Raw genomic sequence first — 22,492 nt, forward strand, 5'->3', positions numbered from 1 at the left:
AGCCCGACCAAACCGAGCCCATCAGGGATTGAAACATCCAGGCAGAAAACCAGTTCTTTCTTAGCTCTGGCTAGCCCGACCAAACCGAGCCCATCAGGGATTGAAACTCCGTGATTGATAAATTCGGCAGTGAAATCCTGCTAGCCCGACCAAACCGAGCCCATCAGGGATTGAAACGAAATAGATTCCCATAAGCTGGGTTTGACTCAACTCTAGCCCGACCAAACCGAGCCCATCAGGGATTGAAACCGGTTGCCCCGGCCAGCCACCGCCGCATGTGCTCCCTAGCCCGACCAAACCGAGCCCATCAGGGATTGAAACACTCACGGTTGCACCGCCAAGCTCTAATAGTTCTCTAGCCCGACCAAACCGAGCCCATCAGGGATTGAAACCCATCAACCCTAGCCCGACTGGACGCCATTTTTTCTAGCCCGACCAAACCGAGCCCATCAGGGATTGAAACTGGAAAGTCTTCATAATCATGAATAGCAAACTCTTCTAGCCCGACCAAACCGAGCCCATCAGGGATTGAAACAGATCTATACACCGTGGAGTTTCTTTTCGATTGACCCTAGCCCGACCAAACCGAGCCCATCAGGGATTGAAACGAGCCCATCAGGGATTGAAACAGGATTTCACTTAAAGTGGCCGGGCCGCCAGAATCTAGCCCGACCAAACCGAGCCCATCAGGGATTGAAACCGGCCTCAGCCAGTCGTGCGCCCCGCTCTTCCTGCTAGCCCGACCAAACCGAGCCCATCAGGGATTGAAACTGGTTTTGGGGTATCATCTTTCCCTTGTTTTAGTCGCTAGCCCGACCAAACCGAGCCCATCAGGGATTGAAACATAATCATGAATTGCAAACTCTTCATGATTGCCTCTAGCCCGACCAAACCGAGCCCATCAGGGATTGAAACTGGAGAGGTTAATTTCCCTTTCCCTTTCAAGTTTTCTAGCCCGACCAAACCGAGCCCATCAGGGATTGAAACTTGCAACCAACGTTTCAAAACGGAAAAATTTTCGCTAGCCCGACCAAACCGAGCCCATCAGGGATTGAAACAATTTAAATAGAAAAGAACTTAGGATACTTCTTGACTAGCCCGACCAAACCGAGCCCATCAGGGATTGAAACTATCGGGCTGCCGGTGATAGCCGCCCTAGCGCCGCTAGCCCGACCAAACCGAGCCCATCAGGGATTGAAACCCGAACTAAATCATAAAGCTTCTCTTTCGCTTTACTAGCCCGACCAAACCGAGCCCATCAGGGATTGAAACAACCGTGCTTGCTCCGTCAAATGCCATCGTTGGCTAGCCCGACCAAACCGAGCCCATCAGGGATTGAAACCTTTTTGAAGATGAAATTATCACTTTCCCTTCGGAACTAGCCCGACCAAACCGAGCCCATCAGGGATTGAAACGAAAATGAACCGGCAAAAAATTCTAAAAAGCTTCCTAGCCCGACCAAACCGAGCCCATCAGGGATTGAAACAGAGGGAAATTGACGAACCGCTACACTGTGCCGCCTAGCCCGACCAAACCGAGCCCATCAGGGATTGAAACATAAATTGGTATAATCAATTCGGCGGGCATAATGGCTAGCCCGACCAAACCGAGCCCATCAGGGATTGAAACTGTAGGTGCCGCTCTTGTACGAAAAGGTGTCGCCGCTAGCCCGACCAAACCGAGCCCATCAGGGATTGAAACTTGCAACCGGGCTGACAACCGGCTTGGGCCACATTCTAGCCCGACCAAACCGAGCCCATCAGGGATTGAAACACCTTTCTTTGGAGGGGGAGGGGCACTACCTTTCTAGCCCGACCAAACCGAGCCCATCAGGGATTGAAACAATTTGCCCCAAACCTCCGCCGAGGCTTCGTACTCTAGCCCGACCAAACCGAGCCCATCAGGGATTGAAACCGGCTGTACCTGGGTCTTCGGCTGTTGTCCTTGCTAGCCCGACCAAACCGAGCCCATCAGGGATTGAAACATCACGGAGACCCTGACGGATGGTCCCAAGCCGACCTAGCCCGACCAAACCGAGCCCATCAGGGATTGAAACTCACCTGAAGTGACCGCCTTTGTCGGGCAGTCCTTCTAGCCCGACCAAACCGAGCCCATCAGGGATTGAAACTTTGGATGAGTTGGGCTGCGCTAGCCAACTCTGTGGCCTGGCCCGACCAAACCGAGCCCAAAGAACCTCACTCTTTTTGAAAGTAGATCCGCCCCCAATTGGAATTGATTGTCTGATTGAACAGCTTAAAGTTGGTGACCGTGTCAGTCGTGTTGTTCAAAAGATCATTCCACAAGCCGTTGGTTGAGAAGGGGATGTCAACCTGCTGGTCAGCGTCAGAGTAATTGAGAACGATGATGAATCGTTCAATCCTTCCGTCATCTGCATTGCCCCACCGATGGTAAATAACAATGTCTTGATCGGGAAAGACCCCATATCCATCTTCAGAATTGGATGGGTACGGGAAGAAGTTTGCTGAGCGCAACGATGGATGTTGTGTTCGAATATCTGTAAGGCGCTGGTAAAGCCCAAATAAAGATGCGCCGATATTGTCGCTTCCATCCGCCTGCCACCGGAGCGGGCGGGGAATGACCCGGCCTGGGCCGTCTCCGGGTAAAGATTCCTCCTGGCCAAATTCCTGACCGTTGTGGAGCAGCACCGCTCCGGGAGAAGTCAGCAGGGCAATGACTGCTGGCTGAGTTTTGAACCAGCGATTTCGACTTCCAACCTCATGCGTAAGGGATGAATGATCGTGATTCTGAAGGTAGGTCACTGGACACTTTCCTGGTTGGAAATCCAGATTTGAATTGAGAATTCGCAGGATGCTGTCATCAATCTGGCCAGATTGACAGTACTCAAAGTGCTTGAACATAAAAGGATCAAACCAGCACCCAGTGGCGCCGATATGATTGGTGTCGTCAATGGCCTCAAATCGGTTGTCTGGAAGGTGTTCGATAAAGAACCCAATGTTTGAGCGGTGGGTGGTGGTGAGGTGCTGGTTGAGATTGGAAATCAGCTTCGTAATACCAACATGAGGGTTATTTTCCTGGAAGAACCCACGGGTGAAATCAAACCGAATTCCGTCAATCTGAAATTGATCAAGCCAGAAAATACAGACATCACGGATGAATTCTTCAACGCAATTGTTTTGATAATCCAATTCGTCAAAGAAGCCACCGGCTGCAAAGTCGCCGATGAACGGGGAATCAGCCGGATCCTGGTAAAGCCACTTGTAGGCAAATCGTGGACTGAAACTATCTCCGGCCTCAACATGGTTGAAAACACCGTCCAGAATCACATGCATGCCCCGCTGATGCATGTCGTTGATCAAGTTCTTGAGTTTCACCACTTTATCAGCAGGAGTGGTTGGATCATTGACATAACTGTATTCAATTGAGAAAAACGAGAAAGGCGCATACCCCCAGTTAAAAGCATTCCCCGGCCAGGCCGTCCAGGGCATAAACTCAACCGCATTGACACCCAGCCGTTGGAGATAATCAAGCCGCTCCCGGAACGCATCAACCGGCGCCTTCGTGCCTCGATATTCGTGAGTGAAGTCGTCCAGATGCGTTTCATAAATAATCAGGTCACGTGCTGGCAGACGGTTTCCGATTGGCAACACATCGGTTCGATTACCGCCAATCACAAAGGCTGAATTTTCGCTCTCATCATTGCCGCCATACTTTGTAACCGGATCGCTTACCCAGCGGATAGTGTCATTTTCAAATTCGACGACATATTTGTACTGATAGTAGCCTTCTGGCAGGTCTGAATTCAGGGCAAGTTGGTACACCCAGCCGTTTGGATGAGCAACTTTTTGCATCTTAAATTGCTGATCAACCTGCCAGTTCTGGCTGCCCAGACTGTTTTGGAAGTCACCGCAAACGTGGATCTCCTTGATTCGAGGTGACCCTCCACGCACATACTGGGTTGGATCTATTGCCTTATCAGGAAGGAATAGGGAAAACACAACTCGGGGACCGCTGACAACCGCACCAAATTTTTCATACATGGCTGATTTCTCCAAATCAACAGATTGCTGAATGTACCAAGTTGAATCCTAGAATGATACCAGGTGCCGGGTGGTTTGAACTCAATGAGTTTGGTCCTCAAATTAAAGAGAAATTTGACCATTCGTCATTGATTGCCCAGAAATTAGACCGCATAAGTCTTTTGTCAAGAATTATTTCCTGGGACTCGATATCCCAAAAGATTACTTTTAAGATATTCGGAGGTATTAACTTCATTGCTTTGATTCCCGCCAAGTACTTTGATTTTGTCACTCGTTTCACCCCAGTAGAATCCCACATGTCCACCGGCGCCTCTTCTAAAAACGACGATACAGCCTTTACGGGGCTGGTCTATTGGAACCCCCCAATTAAGCCAGGATCTTGCCCAGGCTGAATCAGTTCCTTCATAACCAGCACGTTCAACACACCAATTTACAAAAGCTGAACACCAGTAGGTTTCATCATTGTCTCTGGCTGAACCTGGGAGAGTGGTAGAATGTAAATACCCTACAATTCTGGGGTTGTCTCCGCTTCCAGGAAATTCCTTAACTCCAACTTCGCCAAGTGCAATGCTCACCCATGGGAATTCTAAAGCTGAGTCCGTTGTCTCGGTAACAGCCTGGAGGTACCTGTGAGAAACCCATCCTTTTTGACCTGTGGGAGATATAACTTTATACCAGTAGTCGTCACCAGACATACTGATAAACTCAACAATATCCCCTTTTCTAAGGAAACCAATAATATTTCCGTGAATAGATGGCTCATCTCGGAAGTTAAGTACTTCAGCAACAACTTTATATTGATTAGTAGACATTGTTTTCTCCTTAAGTACAAGTCCCCATAAATGGGGGATGGAATTTCGGTGATTCCGAATTGGCTTTCGCCCGGATGGGCGCCGGACAATAGCCGGTGGTTTGCCGCTTTGGGCACACCACCGGATCTTCGGTCCGCAGTGGTTTGCGCTGGTTTGCGCCTGGATGGGCGCTGGAAGCTGGTTCGGGTCACGTTCCCTGCGGGGTTTTCGGCGACTCGCTCACCATTGTATTCCAGCGCCCATCCGGGCGCGAACCCGTGATGGTGACTCTTTCCGGTGGCCGCGTGTCCAAAGCGACACTTGCCACCGGCTATTTTCCACCGCCCATCCGGGCGAACCCCAATTTTCTCCTAGCGAGTGGTCAAATTTCATCCCTCTTTTATGGGGACTTGTATTAAGTGTTCTTAAAAGTAGTTCCATGTAAGAAAGCGAATTATTGACATCTTATGGGTCAACAGGAATGAAAATAAAGTAAAAAAGCGACAATCTGCCTGAGGTAACAGATTGTCGCTTTTTGGTAAGTCGAGCAGGAAGCAATACTATTTGGGGCTGAAGACTCGCAAGTTCGGGGCAATCAAAGGGATGAGGGATGAGGGATGAGGGATGAGGGATGAAATAAAACCAGTTTTTCAACCCACTTTCTTCAGCCCTCATCCCGACTTCTTCAGCCCAAGTTCTTCAGCCCGAGTTCTTCAGCCCGGCTCCAACGTCTTCTTCATTCCGCGTTCAACCGCGTCAATCAGATATGGCCGAAGCTGGCTTGACGGAACGATGCGGTCCAGTGACCCAACCGCCAGCGCCCGGTGGACACTGTGCACGTGGTCGAATTCTTCGGCCACCTGGCCCAGTTTTTCGGAATAGACTACGTTGTACAAATCAGTGTATTCGGCCCGCAGGCGGCCTTTGTCTGGACCCGCGGCTGCCGCAATCGCTTTTTCAAGCGTCGTCAGCCGGTTGTCGGCTTTGGTTCGTTTTTCGACTTCGCCGGCAAACACTACGGCGGCTGCCGGAGCGCCTCCGATGACTGAGGCAAACGAGCCTTCGAGCGCGGCGACTTCGAGGTTTTTATTCAAGGTCTTCGAAAAGACCACATAGGCCCCGCCGTGATAGCGCGACACCACACAGAACACAATCGGCCCCTTGAAGTTCACGACCGCCCGGCCAATTTCAGCTCCGAATTCAAGCTGGGTCTTGCGCATGGATTCCGGCGAGCCGTCAAACCCGGACAGGTTCGCCAGCACCACCAGTGGACGATTGCCGCTGGCCGAATTGACGGTTCGGGCGACTTTCTTTGAGCCTTGCGGGAAGAGTGTCCCGGCAGTCCACTGATAAGGTCCATCCGCTGAGATAAAGCCGAGTCGCGGCAGCGGACGCGATTCCATGCCGATCATACACACGGGATGTCCGCCAAGGTGGGCATCCCAGACCACCGGAATCTCCGCATCCCGGAAGCCAAACCAGCGTTCGAGCGGCTGGTGATCCTGGTCAACCACCGCCCGCATCACGGACCGAATATCAAATGGCCGTTTGCGTCCAGCGTTCTTTTCTTCGGTAAAGATTTCTCCGACCAGTTCGAACCCGTCCGCTTTATTGCCGGAATATGGGAAGCTGCGGATGTCGCGGTCTGTCGGATCGGTTGATGGCGTGTCACGTGGAAATCGTTCGCCGGGAACGACATAGGTGTGATCATAGTGTCGGAGCAGGATTTCTGAGGCTTCGACGATATCCGCTGCCCAGTATTGTGCCTGTCCGTTGGGGCCCATCACCCGATCATAGCCGCCGATGCCGAAGTTGTCTTCTGCCGAAACGCTCCCGGAAAAATCGAGGGCGCGTTTGCCGGTGAGGACCATCGCTCCGTCAGGCGTCATAATCAGGATGCCACGGGTGTGCATCAGCATGGTGGCTTCGGCGTTCCAGTACGGCTGGGCGCCGACGTTGATGCCGTTGACGACAATGTTGACTTCGCACCCGGCCTGGGTGAATTCAATCAGCGCCCGCAGCACGTCCGCGATCCAGTCCATGTTTTCCGTGCCGCTTTCCATTGAAATTTTGGCACCCGCCGAGACCGGGAACCATTCGAGCGGAACGTTCATTTTTTGGGCCAGATCAATGCAGGCCAGAATCCGCCGGCATTCGGGTTCGGCCACTGACCCCATGCTCTTGCTTGGGTCGCCGAGCATAATCACACGCGTCATGCCTTCCGGATATTTGGCGGTCTTGTTGGTAATCACGCCGACGACCAGATTGGCTTTGTTCAAGCCGTATGGCCGGTTGACCGGAACCAGTTCGTTTTGTTCGTTGAGGTCATATTCTTGAAATTCACCGGGCGGGAATTGAATTTTCTCGCCTTGCGATGAGGTGAGCATTTCGACGATTTCATAGGGGTAGACCAGCCCACGGCGGCGAAGTTGCAGGACCTTGCGTTCATAATCGCCCAGCGGACGCATCGGTTTTTCAGCCGGTGTGTGAAATGAAACCACCGGCTCGTGTCCGCCAGGGTTGGAAATCCGCCACACGGTGTCTTTGATTTCGCCGGTTTCCGCATCTGGAAGAGTACAGCGAATCACCATCCGTTCGAGTCCCAGCCCTTCGGTGGCCGCCGAAAGCTTGCGGGAGACCTGATTGATTTCCTCGCGGTTCAAGGTCAGCGTTGGCCATATATAAAGGAGCAATCGGTTCCACTGTGGTCGTTCTCGCGGAGGCCGTTGCGCCAGGAAATGCCGCAATCCGGCAGCCGCTTCAAAGAGCATATGCTCCAGATATGGAATCTGGACAATCTGGTTGTTTCCATCGCGCACAATAGTCAGGTCACGAACTTCGGCAATCGCAATCAGCCGTTCGTCCTTTGGATTGTCTTTGGCCAGCGCCCGGAACAAAAAGACGTCTTCCACCGAAGGCAGCCGTTCGATGTTGAAGTTACTCAACCGCCAGAGGTGCAACCGTTTGCCCATCATTGGGTGCAATCCACGATAGACTTTTTCTTCCTGGTAGCCTTCGGGCGATGGCCGGAAGGTAAAGTGCCAGGTGCCTTCCGCTTCGTGTCCGGTCACCAGGCTGGCGACCGAGACCACAATCCGCCGAATTGGACGCGGGAAGGGGGCTTCGTTCAAATGGCGTTGAATGTCTTGCTGGATTTCATCCGCCGACCGGGTGCGATCTGGGTTCCAGAGGTAAAAATCAATCACCACATCGTGATCTTCCGGAATGGCTTTGACCAGATGGCAAAGCTCCTGACCGGTCTCGGTTAACTGGTCATAGGCCGCCAGGGTGCTGGCGACGTGGATGTTTTTGCCGTCAATCGGGTGATCATAGCGAGCCGTGACGAAAATGTGTTTTTTCCCAAGCAGGTTTTGGAAGTTTTCAAGCTTGCGGATGCGGTAATAGCGCCGGGTCAGGACTTCCAGAATGAGCTGTTGCATGGCCAGCGACATATCGCCAAACCGTTTGGCCAGCAACCCGGCCAGTGGTTGTGGGCAGTCGGCGAGCGCCCGGATGTGGGTTTCGCGGTCTTCGGCACCCGGCATTTCTTCAAGGTAATTCAAATGGGATTCGACTTCAGCATAAATCCGCTGCCGTGCCTGTTCAAACATTGCCTCGTCATACAGTCGGAAGCGAACTTCGCGAGCCAGTTCGCTCAGGCTGGGATAGCTCCCGAGGGTTTCTTCAATTGTCCGATTTAAGAGCCACTGGAATGACTCACTGAGCGCTGGGTGCATGGCCTCGTGGTTGGCCAGTCGTCGCTCAAGCAAACTCATCATCAGGGTCAGGTGCTGATCCATCTTTAAATGAGATTTGTAGAGCCGCAAGAGGGCTGTTTCGAGTTCAGCGGTACGTCGCAGGCTATAGACGCCAAAATGGGCGAGCGTTCGCAGCAGTTTATCCAGGAACGCTTGCGGAAGTTCGGTTCCCTGGGTGTCAAACGTTCGCAGATAGGTCAACAGGTATTCCTGGGACGCGAGGGCTTCGGCAGCTTCGTGATCTTCAGTCAAGGCCAGGCGTTGGAAGAGCGAGCAGAGGTCAACAAAGATCGTCAACATCTCATCTTCGTTTCCAATCAGTTCCGGGTCGGTGACCGGCAGTTGATGACAGAGTTGTCCCCGGTCGGCCATCAATCGTTTGACTTCGGCTGGAGCCACGTCATATCCAAGCAGGAGGCTGCGAAACGCTTCAAAATTGGTATGACACCGGGCCTGCAATGAGTCTGGCGCGGTTGGCGCCAAATTTGAAAACCGCAGCCGTTCGCCGCCAGACCCGGCTGCCGGATGGCTGGACAGTTCAAACTGGATCAGCGGGGCGCCGATATCCACCTGGACATTGGGGAGCACCAGCACTCGGCGAACTTTTCCGGAATAGGGCGCATTGATCGGCATTTCCAGTTTCATGGATTCGACCACGGCCACCACATCGCCAGTTTTGACTTCATCTCCTTCTTTCACGGCGACCGATACCACGACGGCTGGGGTCGGACAGCGCACCACGCCGAAATCTTCACGGGAAATGTGGTGTTCGGTGCCTTCAACTTCAATCGTAAAGTTGGGCTGGGTGATGACCGGGAAGGTATGAAAATTCTGACCGGCGACGACCAGTCGGCGTTCGTGGCGATTGCTCCAGGCCACAGTGACTGGAATCTGCTGTCCATCAACGTCAATGCGATAGTTTTGGTCGCCAAGCCGATACACGGTGAGGGCATAGACTTCGCCCTGATAGCCGAGTTCGACTGTCAGACCCGCTTCACCTCGGACCTGTGGCCGGCCACGCGCGGCGGAAGTGACAAATTGCGCGTGTTCAACTGAAAAATCAGCCAGATAGATTTCAATGGCGGCCTGGATTAACGCTACTTTGCCAAAGAGCGGGTTGAGCGGAGCAATGGTGGCGGCGGGAATCAGGGTTGATTGACCGTCAATCACATCCGGGCGATTGAGCAAGGCCAGGATCCGCGATTTATTGCAACTATGGCCGTGGATGACGCAGGCTGAATTCAAGAGGGAACGCTTCATTCGGGAGAATGACTCCGCGCGGCTCTGACCACTCGTCGTCACCAGACTGATCCATCGCGACGGGAGAAATGGTTGGGCCAGCAGATTGCCCTCGGTGACACCGGGGTCAATGCGCAAACCGGGCCCGGTCACCATTTTGACGGATTCGACCGTTTTGGCGCTGGCCGGAAGATCGGTGTTTTCTGGAATCGCCACCAGTTCAACCCCGATGGCATGGACTGGTGGAAAGCCGGGTGGGTGCGATTCGAGGCGTCCATCTCGACCCAGATGAATCTGGAGTTTGACCAGATCAACGCCGGTTCGCATTTCGGTGACCGTGTGATGAGCCTGAATGCCTGGATGGATCGTGACGTTCTGAACGCTCTGGTTTCTGGTTTTCCAGACAAATTTCACACTTACCGGTCCGGTGGCCTTCGATTGCCTGACCATTTTGACGGCGGCGGTACACAGCATCAATTCCTGGTCACCCGAAACGACTGGTGATGGAGACTCGACCAGGCCGACGGTGTCGCTCAATTTCAGCGTGGTATCAACCACGCCGAGCGCCCACACTGTGCCGTCATCATCGGCGATGGTTTGGACTTCAAGCTGGCGCAGGTCGGAAAGCGATTCTGAAGCGCCCAGGTCCAAGGACAGTCCAGAGGCTTCGGCAAGCCGGGTTGCCGTTTCAGGTGTCAGCAACCGACGCATCACATTACCTTCAACCCCGAGGTAGGCAATTCCAAGTTTCTGACACAGGTCAGCCAGTTCGGGGCGGGCCGACATCCAGCCCCACCCGGTCCATACGGCATCGGCGCGTGACGCCACCAGGGCTTTTTCAAGGGCTTCCAAATCACAATACCGGCTCCCGGTGTGACCGTTTGAGCACCATTCATCTGAACCGAGTAAGAAGCCTTCGTCGGCTTCTTCGACAAAGAAGGCGCGTTGATCGGTTTTGGTAAACAGGGCCAGTGAGCGAATATCGGTCTGGTGCTCTTCATTATATTCCCGGATCGCACGAATGGCCCGAACGGCAGCCGTTCCACGGTCCACAATGGCGACACGCTGAATCAGGGGACGCATATTTCCTCCATCTAAGAGAGAAGCAAGTAGCGAGCTCAAGAGTGAGTAGTGGGTAGCGAGTAGCGAGTAGTCAATCCAGAAAAGTGAATAGCAAGTGGAGCTCAAATCAGTATTGGATCACTTCCCAGGTGAGAAGTAGGAGAACCAGTAACCGAAACAACAAATCTTCTTTTCTGACTACTCGCTACTCGCTACTCACTACTCGCTTTTTGTTCGCTAGCTTGCGGCTTCGCTGGCTTTGGTTTCTTCTTCAGTGTTGACGTGGGCCAGCAGGTGCACAATTTTTTTCAAACCGGTGATGTCAGTCAAAAACATTTGTTTTTCCGGGGTTGAGTCCGGCAGGCAGGCCAGAAAATCGTGACAAATCTGAAGTGTGGCCAGCAGGTTCCCGGTTTTGTAATGGTGGATCAAAAAGGTCAAAGCATCGATTTGAGATTGGGTTAATGATGGTGCGACGTGGTTATTCATGGCTGGATCCTCTCTAGGGTGAATGAAGAATGAAAAATCTCCGTTATGGAAAGATCGCTTGAGCTTGACAGCCTTCCGCCCGGAGGGCGATGGAAAGTAGCTGGTGGTTTGCCGCTTTGGGCACACCACCGGATCTTCAGTCCGGTTTGGTTCGCGCCCGGATGGGCGCTGGAAGATGGGTTTGGTTCAGTATCTGAAAGTTTTCCGATCAGTTTGCGATTTTAGTCCAGCGCCCATCCGGGCGCGAATTTGTTCCGGTCCGGGTTCCGGTGGGTGCGCCTCAAAGCAGGCTTCCCACCGGCTACTGTCCGGCGCCCTCCGGGCGAAAACCGACCTCTCCATAACGGAGAATAAGACATCAACTCAACACCGTTCGGATGAGCGCGACCTGCGCTTCATCGTTGGCGGTAAATTCGACGGTCCGGTACCCTTGCAGGTACAGAAAGACATTGCCTTCGCCGTCACAGACGACACCGTCAAAGCCGTTGTTTTCGGTGTCGCGACGGATGATGGCGACCTGACGACCGCTGACGTTTTCTCCGGTGCGGAGTTTGAGCACCCGGTCAACGTGCAGTGGCAATCCCATATGGCCGGTTTCGCCAATTTCCCAGATTCCGGCGGTTTGGAAGCACAACTCGATCAGACGCGGCGTCAGTTGGGTTTCAAGTTCCATCGGACGATGGTTTTCGATCAATTCGGCGGCAAACTGACCGGCGACGCAATCCTCCCATTTCCAGATTTTTTCAAGGACCTGATAGGCCGGGCCGTGGAAATAAATCCGGTAAATGTCTTCGGCGTTGACGGTGGCTTCAGCTTCAGTCGCTGGTTGTTCCAGGTCTTCCGGGAGTGGTTGCCGGGTCAGGCGAACTGTACCGGTAAAGTGAACGGTTTCCTGCGGTGTCGGTTGGTTTGGCAACGTTCGCGTTCCAATCAGGCGGCAGAAGGCCAGAATGTCTTCGCCGTCGGTTTGGAATTTGGCCACGAGTTTGATGGTCCGTGGTTCGTGCCGGTAAAACTTAAACGGCGCCAGAAAGTCCACGTTTTCAACGCTGGCGACTGACCGGTCAGGGAAGAGCACGGCGGCCAGTTCGGCAAATGATTCCATGCCCATCACGCCCGGCAGTACTGGCGTGCCTTCAATCTGGTGATCAAAGAGGAATGGTTGTTCCTTTGGATCCAGTGTGGTCTCAATCGTGAGCCCGGTGTGGAGTCCAAATCCGGTCACGTTGCCAATCATTGGGCCGACGTTTCCGGCTTCGCGGTGCTCGGCCAGTTGTTGATTGATGGCTTCGACATCGAGACCGCCGGTTGCATCAAATTCGTCCATCAAGAGGCCGAGTCGCTCGGCGACCACGATTTCATCCCGGCGGCTGCCGGAGATCAATTCGCGGCGAATGAATGGGATGCCGGCTTCGGGGGCCAGCATGTCAATGCCGGCAAGTTCCATCATTTTTGGAATCGAGCCGCGCGAGGCCATTCCGATGCTGCTCCAGGCCGTCCAGTCGGTGGCAATGCCCCGCGTGTTGGGCCGCGTCGTGCGGAAGCTCGATGTGGTTTTGCAGAGCAGATCATTGGCAGAGCTGTAATCAGTTTGACCGCCGTTGCCAAAGCGTCCGGCAATCGAACTAAACACCACGGTGGCGCCAAGCGGCATCTGGCCAATGCTGCGCAGCAGGTTAAACCAGCCGTCGCACTTGACGTCAAACACCAGATCAAACTCGCGCGGTTCTTTGTCTTTCAGGAAGCGGCTGATTTCGAGTCCGGCGGCGTGCAAGAGCACATCAATCCGGCCTTGCTGTTCCTGAACGGCGTCAATCGCGTTGCCGACCGATTCGGCATCCCGCAGGTCAACGCTAAAGTAATGCGCGGTCCCGCCGGCGGCTTCGATGGCCTGGATGGCGGTGAGTGCGGCGCTGGCGCGTTCCAGGGCGGCGAGTTCTTTTTCAACCATGGCCGGGGTGGCGCGTTCGCCTCTGGCTTTGAGGCGTTCAAAGATGTCTCGCTTGAGGTTGTCTTTGTCATTGGCCAGCCGTGGAATGTCCGGGTTATGGCGGTCTGGTTCAGGGACCAAATCAAGCAGATAGAACGTCCCACCTGAGGCGACGGCCAGATCGGTGGTAATTGCTGACACAATGCTCCCGGCGGCACCGGTGACCACAAACACGGTGTCCTGGTTCAATTCCATTCCGGGTTCGCCGTTTTCGACCGGGATTTCCCGGAGTCCAACTGTCCAGCGATTTCCCTCCGCATAGCCAATTTCGACGGCGCCAGGATCAGTCAGGGTTTCAGCAATCAGGGTTTCAGCAATCTCATCGGCTGAAGTGTCAGGTTGGAAGTCAACTGTTTTGACGAGTGCTTCGGTGCGTTCGCGTTTATAGGCTTTGGTAAAGCCGGTGACGGCGCCGCCCAGCGGAGCGCGGGCTCCGGTCGGGCCATAGCCGTGCTGGCCATCCAGATGAACTGCCGAAACCAGGAAGGTGCCGGCGGCCTGAATCTGGTCATAGAGCACCCGCATTGTGGCGTAGAGGTACTTGACGCGAACCTCCAGCTCAGCCCGCCACTGTTCCAGGTGCATATCAAACAGGTTGTCTTCGACGGCCAGGGCTGGTAACCAGTACACACCGTGGATTGGCCCGGCTTCGAGCCAGGTCTGAATCTGATCGGTGAGGGAAGCCGCATCCGATAGATTGTCAAGTTTCAGGACTTCGACGCCACGGTTTGCCAGTTTCTGACACAGGATTTCGGTGACGTCGCCCAGTTCGGGCATGACGATCACGCGGGTGCCGGCTTCGAGCCTGACGCCGGTTGGTTTGCAATCAGTCAGTGCCGGTCGCAGGATCGGAACCGGGACGCGTCGTGGAATGGCCGCCGCCGCATCGAGCGACATCGTTTTTGGCGTTGCGGGCGTTGTGACCGCTACGGTTGCCGCCGCACTCGTTGACGGGGCAGTTGATTGAGCCGTGACGTTGCCTTTCAAATCCGGGCGTTTGTCATACACAAACCCAATCACGTGGCTGAGGGTTGGGAAGTCCCGGAGTTTCAGATTTTCATCACGTGGAATGTCAAACATTCCGCGAACCGAGGCAAACATTTCGGCTTGCTTGACGGTGTCAACCCCCAGGTCGGCTTCCAAATCGAGATCAAGGTCCAGCATTTCCGGCGGATAGCCGGTTTTCTCGACGGCCAGATCCAAAACTTTCTGGGTGACTTCGTCAACTGCCGGTGCTGCTTCGGCGACCGGGGCGGCAACCGGTTGAACCGGTGCTGGTGCCGCGGTGACTTTCAGGTCAGGTCGTTTGTCATAGACAAACCCAATCACATGTTTCAAGGTCGGGAAGTCGCGCAGCTTGAGGTTTTCATCGCGAGCAATGTTAAAAATGGCCCGAACTGAAGCAAACATTTCGGCTTGCTTGACGGTGTCTACGCCCAGGTCGGCTTCCAGATCGAGGTCAAGATCGAGCATTTCCGGCGGATAGCCGGTCTTTTCAGCGGCCAGGGCCATCACTTTTTGGGTGACTTCGTCGTGAACCGGTTCTGGCGCGGCAACTGGCGCTTGAGCGTGAACCGGGGCTACAACCACCGGGGTTGGTGCCGCTGGTTCTGAAGCTTTCAAATCCGGACGCCGATCATAGACAAACTGAATGACGTGTTTGAGCGTCGGGAAGTCGCGTAATTTGAGGTTTTCATCGCGTGGAATGGTGTAGGCCGCACGAATCGCCGCAAACATTTCAGCCTGTTTGACGGTGTCAACACCCAGGTCGGCTTCCAGATCAAGGTCCATATCGAGCATGTCAATCGGGTAGCCGGTTTTTTGAGCCGTCAGTTTCAGCACTTCTTCGCGAACTGGATCAATCGTTGCCACCGCGACGACGGGTGCCAGAGCCGGTGCCGCGCCAACACCAGAAGGCATGGAAACGACTCTCGCCGGAAGTGGTGGCAGTTCAACCGCTTTGAGATCGGGACGCCGATCATAGACAAACTGAATGACGTGTTTGAGGGTCGGGAAGTCGCGCAGCTTGAGGGTTTCCTCGCGTGGAATGTCATACGCCCCGCGAATCGCCGCAAACATTTCGGCCTGTTTGACGGTGTCAACACCGAGGTCGGCTTCCAGGTCAAGATCTAAGTCCAGCATATCCACGGGATAGCCGGTCTTTTGGGCGGCCAGGTTAAGCACTTTTTCTTTAACCAGGTCAAAGACCGGAAGCGGCGTTGCAACCGGGGTAAATTGCGGTGCCGCCAGAACCGGTTCGACCTTCGGAGGTTCAATTTTGGCCGCTGGTTGAATCACTGCCGGTGCGGGTGACGGTTGTGACATGGCCGGTTGCGCCCAGGAAGTCGCCGGTGCATTGACAATCGGTTTCGCGGCACCGGTATGCAGCGGCACGGCTGGCGTTCCCTGGTCTTTAATGCGCAGGGTGCGGTTGACCACTTCCATTTCGGCGGTTTGATAGCCTGACACGAAACTCAGCCATTGATTGAACTGATTCCGATCAAAGATCCGATATTCATACCCGAGCGCATCGGGCGCACGGTGCATGCCATCGGCGGTTGGAATCCAGCGAATCAGCGTCATGCTGATTTGTGAGCCAAACCCGGCGCCCAGCCGGAGGGCATATTGAACCGGGTAGGCGCCGCCTTTCGACAGATTGAGCACGCCCAAATCCGGGTCAACTTCTTTAAAATTGGCGACCGGCGGCACAATACCGGTTTCAATCGCTTTGATCCCGATGACGTCTTCAATTCCGACGCCCATCGGATGGCCGGTAAAGCCTTTGGTATTGGCGATCACAAGCTGGCTGGCATGGTCGCCAAAGACCTGCCGGAGGGCATGGACTTCGGCCGCCGCGCTGCCACCGCGAGCCGGGGTGTAGGTCTCGTGCGAGACAAACACGGTCTGCGGTGCGATCTGGTGGCGGTTAATTCCGGTGCGGGCTTCGGCCTGGGAGACCAGCTTTTCCATCACCATGCAGATATGGTTGACGTCGAGTCGGGTGCCGTGGAAGGCGCTGTTGGCCGTGGCCGTGCTGAGGACTTCGCAAATCGGCTGGATGCCGCGTTCGCGGGAGGCTTCGGCACTTTCAATCACAAAGGACGCCGCGCCCATCCCGAGAATCATCCCGTGACGACGACGGTCAAACGGGGTGGCGGCTTCTTCGACCACATCATCGGTGGCCGCCGCGCCCGTGGCGAGAAATCCGGCGCCAAACCATTCCATCAGATTGTCGGAGGTCACATCATCAGCGGCCACCACAACCACCCGTCGGCAGCGACCGGAATGAATCCAGTCTTCGGCCAGGGCAACGGCTTGCGTGGTGCTGGCGCAGGCGGAGTTAATCGCGGTGTTTGGCCCACGGGCGCCGATCAATTCGGCAAATTGTGAATGACCCATGGCCAGAACCCGGAACAGGAATCGGCGATCAAACTGGAACGGCGCGGCTTCAATGGCACGGTTGAGTTCGCCAATCCGGCGATCAATTTCAAGGGCAATGGTGGTTGCCTGGCCATCCAGGCGCGAGCGCAGACTGGTCAACATTTCCAGTTCCTGGTGCCGGGCGTGATCTTCCCAGTAGTGGGTCAAACTCGACGCAAATGAGTCATAGCCTGGAAACGCCGAGGCAAAAATCACGCCGGTTTCATCACGCAGGGCTTCGGGCAGCCCCCACCGGTCGGGGAGTTGCGTGCCTTTGGTGGTGGTTTTGTACCGCAACACCAGTGGAATTCCGGCATCGCGCAGGGCGTCAATCCCGGCGCCAATGGCGAGTTGTGTCACTTCATCCAGGGCCGCCAGCCGGTCCGCTGGGATGCCGAAATCGTGTTCCAGATCAATGATTCCAGCTCTGGCCGCCAGCTTCACCACTTCCGAAGCGCTTTCAATCGCTTCAAAGCGGGCGCCGGCATCACTCTTGACCAGCCGGGTGATGTGTTTTTCGACCATCAACCGCCGGTATTTGGCTGGAATGACATCAATAAATTGTTCGCCGCGTAAAATACGGCCCAGATTGGCTTCGTCAAACACGCGTTCAACGCCGGGCAATCCAAGCGCGGCACCGGAAATAACGACCAGTTCCTGGGCGGCGCGAGCGGGTGTGGCCTGGCCTTGATACAGGTGCATGCCGCGTTCAAGGAATTCGGCAAAGAGTTTGCCAAGCTCCACATAGGTTTGATTTGCATTTGGTGTGCTCATACCTGCTCCACGAGTGACAGCCGCGGTTGGTATTCCAGACGGCGTCGGGTGAACCGGCGCGGCGGCAGTCAAATTCACTGATGGTTGGGCGGGTGCGGAAATCGCCGCTGTCGCCTGGGTGACAACTGGCTGGGCAACGGGTTGGGGAACTCGCCCGGCACCCAGACCGGCGGCATACAGCCCGCACAAAGCCTGGTTAAACGAAGCAACATCACCGGTTTTCGGATGATTGGTGGCCAGCGAAATCACATCTGGATGGTGACCCAGTACATCATCCACAAACCCTTGCAGGGCTTTTTTCGGGCCGACTTCAACAAAAATTCGGGCGCCGGCTTCATAGAGCGTGTGCAGTCCTTTGACGAATTGCACGGGGGAGGCCACCTGTTTGGCCAGAATGTCGAGCATCTCTGATTTGACATTGGGACCGGTTGGGTAGAATTCGCCGTTGATATTGGCCACGGTCGGAATTTTCGGAGATCGCATGGTGAGCCGTTCCAGCGTCTGGCGGAGCGGACCGCTTGCCGGGGCGACAATCGTGGTATGAAACGCGTGACTGACCGGGAGCGGCACACAGTTGTATCCAGCTTCTTTAAAAAGGTGCTCGGCCTGGGCCACCGCCTCGCTGATGCCGCCGATCACGGCCTGAACGTTGCTGTTGATATTGGCAATCACCACATACCCATCAACAGTTTTTAAGATCCGTTCAATTTCTGGAAGCGGCGCAAAAACCGCGGCCATTTTGCCGTTGTCGCCCATTGAAACTTTGGTCATTTCGCGGCCACGGGCACTGACGGCTTCGAGGGCATCGGCAAACGGCATCGCTTCAGCGGCCACCAGCGCCCCGTATTCACCCAGGCTGTGGCCCATCACCATATCGGATTTGATGCCATAGCTGGCCATCAATTTGGTAAGTGCCGAATCAACCGCCAGGACCGCTGGCTGGGTAATGGCTGTCTGGCGCAGATCCTTTTCGGCCTGGGCGACGGCGGCTTCATCAGCCTGTTGCACAAAAATGTAATCGGATAACGATTTTCCACCGAGCAACGGGGTCATGACCTTATCGGCTTCAGCAAAGACCTCAGCCACCACTGGTTCGATGTCGCGCAGGTGCTGGAGCATGTTGACGTATTGCGAACCCTGCCCGGTGTAGAGAAACGCGACTTTTGGCGCCGGGCCGCTGCCGTGAAACACACCCTGCGACCGCAACGCTTTCCACATGGCCGGGTTGTTGGTTTCGAGGGCTTTGAGCGCCTTTCCGGCTTTGTCGGCCAGGTCTTTGGCATCGGCATAGTCAATCGCGATGCGTTCCGGGGCTCGGAGGTCAGCTTCGGCTGGAGCTTCGATTTCTGGCGCATTTCCGGCCTGGGCTGCGGTTTGCACGGCTTTCAGGCGTTCGATCAACGCGGTGCTTGACGTGCCGCCAAGGACCAGAGCCCCCCGGAACGGCGCTCTCAGTTCAGCCGTTGAGCCTTTCGCGGGCACAGTTTCAATGCCGGAAACCTGGACTTTTTTCGGTTTCAGGCGGCCTGGAATATATTCTTCAAAGACAGCATGAAAGTTGGTGCCACCAAACCCAAAGGCGCTGACGGCGGCCCGTCGAACACCACACGCCGGCGTTGGCCAGGGTTTGAGTTCGGTGTTGACATAAAATGGCGAATGGGCGAAATCAAGATTTGGATTCGGTCTATGGAAGTTGAGGCTTGGCGGCAGCACTTTTTCGTGCAAGGCCATGATGACCTTCAACATCCCGCTGGCCCCGGCGGCGCCTTTGAGGTGGCCGATGTTGGATTTGACCGAACCCAGCGCGATGGACTGCGTGGCAGGTCCAAACGGGGTAAAGACGTCAATCAGGCTTTGGACTTCGACCACGTCACCGACTTTGGTTGACGTCCCGTGGCCTTCGATCAAGGTGGCCGTGGCTGGCGAGAGCCCGGCATTTTTCCAGCCGCGTTCGATGGCAATTCGCTGGCCGATTGGATTTGGAGCCGTAATGCCTTTTCCACGTCCATCGCTGGAGCCACCCATGCCGCGCATGACCGCATAAATCGTATCGCCATCGCGTTCGGCGTCTTCGAGGCGCTTGAGCACAAAAATGGCGGCCCCTTCACCCATCACAAATCCGTCCGAACCGTCTGCATAAGGCCGGGTGCCGGTCGCCGACAGGGCGCCGATCTTGCAGAATTTCACAAACGTGGCGATTCCCATGTTGCGATCAATTCCGCCGGTAATCACGGTGTCGAAATCACGTTCAACCAGACCTTCAATCGCGGCACTCATGGCCGCCATGGCTGAAGCACAGGCCGCATCACAGACATAGTTTGGGCCGTGGAGGTTAAACAGATTGGCGACACGACCCGCGATGCAGTTGGAAAGCTCGCCCGGCATGGTGTCTTCCGTGATGTTGGGGAAGAACTCCTGGGTGTTGGCATGAAATTGCTGGAGGATCGTGGCGCGAACATCCGCTGGAAGCGCCGCAAACGCCGGGGCGTTGCTCAACTCGCGGGCAAATTCAGGATGGGCCAGCCGGGTTGACGTCAAATAGTGACGCTCACCGGCCATGGCATTCCCGAAAATAACGGCAGTGCGTTCCAGGTCGAGTGGTCGGTTGGGGTATCCAAAACTGGTCAGTGCTTCGTGGGTACATTTTACCGCCCATTTTTGGGTGTCATCCATTGACTGGCTGACACGCGGCGGAATCGGCAAATGCCAGGCAATCGGATCCCAGGCACATTCACGAACCCAACCACCGATTTTGGAATAGGTTTTATCTGGTACTTTCGGATCGGCGTCATAATACACCGCCGGATCCCAACGGTCGGGGGTGACTTCCGAAATCGAATAGCGACCACCCTTTACATTGGCCCAGAAGGTCGAGGCGTCGGGTGCATCGGGGAGTGCGGCACCGATTCCGACGACGGCAATTGCACGGTAAGCTGTATCTTCCATAAGGTTTCTTCCAGAGAATGGGGATTTAGGGTTCAGGGTTCAGGGTTTGGGGTTCGGGGTTTAGGGTTCAGGGTTCAGGGTTTATGCTGCTCCGAAATGATTGCTTTTTGTCCTTTTCGTCTTTTTTGTCCCTTTTATTGAGTTCAGGAAGACCAAACCCTGAACCCTGAACCCCGAACCCTAAACCCCGAACCCTGCTGTTCACTGTTTCCGGTCATAGATCGCATCGGCGACCAGGTCCATATCGGCAACCATTCCAGCCTGAGCGCGGTAAATGGCGGCGCATCGCAGGCTGGCTTCAAAGGCCGGCATTTCGGCATCACTGACGCCGCCGGCGCCGGCAATCCAGCGCATGCCATCTTGAGCCAGTTTGAGTGCGACTTCGCGGGCATTCACCCGGCTCATGGCCGCCTGGGCCGCAGCGTGAAAGCGATGTTCGGCTTTCGGGTTGAGCAGTTTATTGGCGGTGGCCACGGCGCGTCTGGCCAGGGCTTCGGCGCCTTCAGCCAGTGCAATCAGCTCACCCAGGCGGAACAAAATGTGTTGATACCGGGTGAGTCGAGCCGTGCGGGCGCGTTCCAGGATTTCAGCCAGCGCGTGCAGCGCCAGGGCGACGACATTGGCCCCGACCTGCGGATTGGTTTGATGGAGGGCCTCCATCGCCTTGGCTTTGTCGTGATAATGCTGGCCACGGGTTTTTAAGTGAGCCTGCCACCGGTCACGGCTGATGGTCATTTCCATGATTTCGGAAGTGCCTTCATAAATGGTTGTAATGCGCACGTCCCGTTTATATTTTTCGACCATGTATTCTTTGGTATAGCCATAGCCGCCCAGGGCCTGGATGGCGGCATCCGCGGCGGCGTTCCCGGCTTCGGTCGCCAGATATTTGGCAATGGCACCCTCGGTGTTGAGGTTGGCTTCACCGCTGGCCAGCCGTTCGGCGGTGGCTTCGATATAGGCGCGTCCGGCTTCGAGTCGGACGACGTGTGGAACAATCAGTTTGTGGGTATAGCCCTGTTTTTCAGAGAGTGGCGCACCGGCTTGAATTCGCGTCGTGGAGTAGGGAATCGCGCGATCCATTGCTGCCCAGCCGCCGCCAAGTCCAAACGCAGCCACCATTAGGCGTGTGTAGCCAAACACGTCCTGAGCCTGCAACAAGCCCTGGCCTTCCACGCCGCCAACCATATTTTCAAATGGAACAAAGACTTCGTCGAGTGCGAGTGCCGCCGTGTTGCTGGCCCGGATCCCGTGTTTGTCTTCCGGTTTGCCGTGGCTAAACCCTTCCTGATCTTTGGGAAGGACAAACCACGTTGGGCCGCCCGGAGCATTGGCCAAAATGGTGTAGACATCGGCCACGCCGCCGTTGCTGATCCATTGTTTATTGCCGTTGAGCCGATAGCCGATGACTTTGCCATCTTCTTCGACCGGTCGGGCGGTGGTGCGCAGTGACCCAAGGTCGCTTCCGGCTTCGGGTTCGGTGGCGCCATAGGCATAGAGCACACCGTCTTCGGCAATTTTTGAAAGCCAGGTCATTTTTTGGTCTTCGGTGCCTCCGGCCAGAATTGGGTCGCTTCCCAAAAACGTCGCCAGCACACCGGTGGCAATTCCCAGGTCAAACCGGGCCATGGCTTCACAAATTCGATAAATATCAATGGCATCGCCGCCCATTCCACCATAGGCTTCGGGGACAAATACCAGTTGAATGCCAAGGTCGGAACCGATGCCCCGAACCACGTCGGTCGGGAATTCATCGCGTTCGTCAAACCCGATCAGATCATGGTCTGAAACCTGAGCTGCAATGTAGTCTTTAAATGCCTTGAGCGTCATCTCAAGGGTTTCCTGGTCAAGTCCTGTGGTTGCGATTTGCATAGTTTCACCTTTCGGAAAAAGCACTTCATCTTCGGTAATACCAATGAGGGTTCAGGGTTCAGGGTTGCGGGGTTCAGGGTTGCGGGGTTCAGGGTTTTCGAAATTTATGTCCTTTTCGTCCTTTATGTCCTTTAT

At 55.1% G+C, this 22,492-nt stretch carries 6 protein-coding genes, 1 pseudogene and 1 CRISPR repeat array; of the genes and pseudogenes, 1 reads left to right on the plus strand and 6 read right to left on the minus strand.

Going from position 1 to position 22,492, the window contains the following annotated elements; translation table 11 throughout:
* Nucleotides 1-2,202: a CRISPR direct-repeat array (repeat unit 37 nt; unit sequence CTAGCCCGACCAAACCGAGCCCATCAGGGATTGAAAC).
* 5 nt (nt 2,203-2,207) lie between these two features.
* Nucleotides 2,208-4,019 (minus strand): annotated as a pseudogene (locus tag HY774_04580) (1,4-alpha-glucan branching enzyme).
* A gap of 164 nt (nt 4,020-4,183) precedes the next feature.
* Nucleotides 4,184-4,831, minus strand: a complete 648-nt coding sequence (locus HY774_04585; protein MBI4747738.1) for a TIGR02594 family protein — start codon at nt 4,829-4,831, stop codon at nt 4,184-4,186.
* A gap of 95 nt (nt 4,832-4,926) precedes the next feature.
* Here HY774_04585 and HY774_04590 point away from each other — a divergent pair, with 95 nt between their 5' ends.
* Nucleotides 4,927-5,229 (plus strand): hypothetical protein, encoded by a 303-nt coding sequence (locus HY774_04590; protein ID MBI4747739.1) that lies wholly within the window; start codon nt 4,927-4,929, stop codon nt 5,227-5,229.
* A gap of 294 nt (nt 5,230-5,523) precedes the next feature.
* On the opposite strand, the gene HY774_04595 is transcribed toward HY774_04590, so the two are convergent.
* The 4 genes from HY774_04595 to HY774_04610 all read right to left on the minus strand — a co-directional run bounded on the left by HY774_04595 (nt 5,524) and on the right by HY774_04610 (nt 22,357).
* Nucleotides 5,524-10,890, minus strand: a complete 5,367-nt coding sequence (locus tag HY774_04595) for a biotin/lipoyl-binding protein (GenBank protein MBI4747740.1) — start codon at nt 10,888-10,890, stop codon at nt 5,524-5,526.
* Between the two features lie 216 nt (nt 10,891-11,106).
* On the minus strand, nt 11,107-11,358 hold the full coding sequence (locus tag HY774_04600) for a hypothetical protein (GenBank protein MBI4747741.1): 252 nt from the start codon (nt 11,356-11,358) through the stop codon (nt 11,107-11,109).
* A 358-nt stretch (nt 11,359-11,716) separates the two neighbouring features.
* Complete coding sequence (locus HY774_04605; protein MBI4747742.1) at nt 11,717-20,488, minus strand: SDR family NAD(P)-dependent oxidoreductase; 8,772 nt, start codon at nt 20,486-20,488, stop codon at nt 11,717-11,719.
* A 201-nt stretch (nt 20,489-20,689) separates the two neighbouring features.
* Entirely contained in the window at nt 20,690-22,357 is a 1,668-nt protein-coding gene (locus HY774_04610; GenBank protein MBI4747743.1) for an acyl-CoA dehydrogenase family protein, read from the minus strand.
* Nucleotides 22,358-22,492 lie beyond the last annotated feature (135 nt).

This window comes from Acidobacteriota bacterium (genome assembly GCA_016208495.1).
In the GTDB taxonomy this organism is placed as follows: domain Bacteria; phylum Acidobacteriota; class Blastocatellia; order Chloracidobacteriales; family Chloracidobacteriaceae; genus JACQXX01.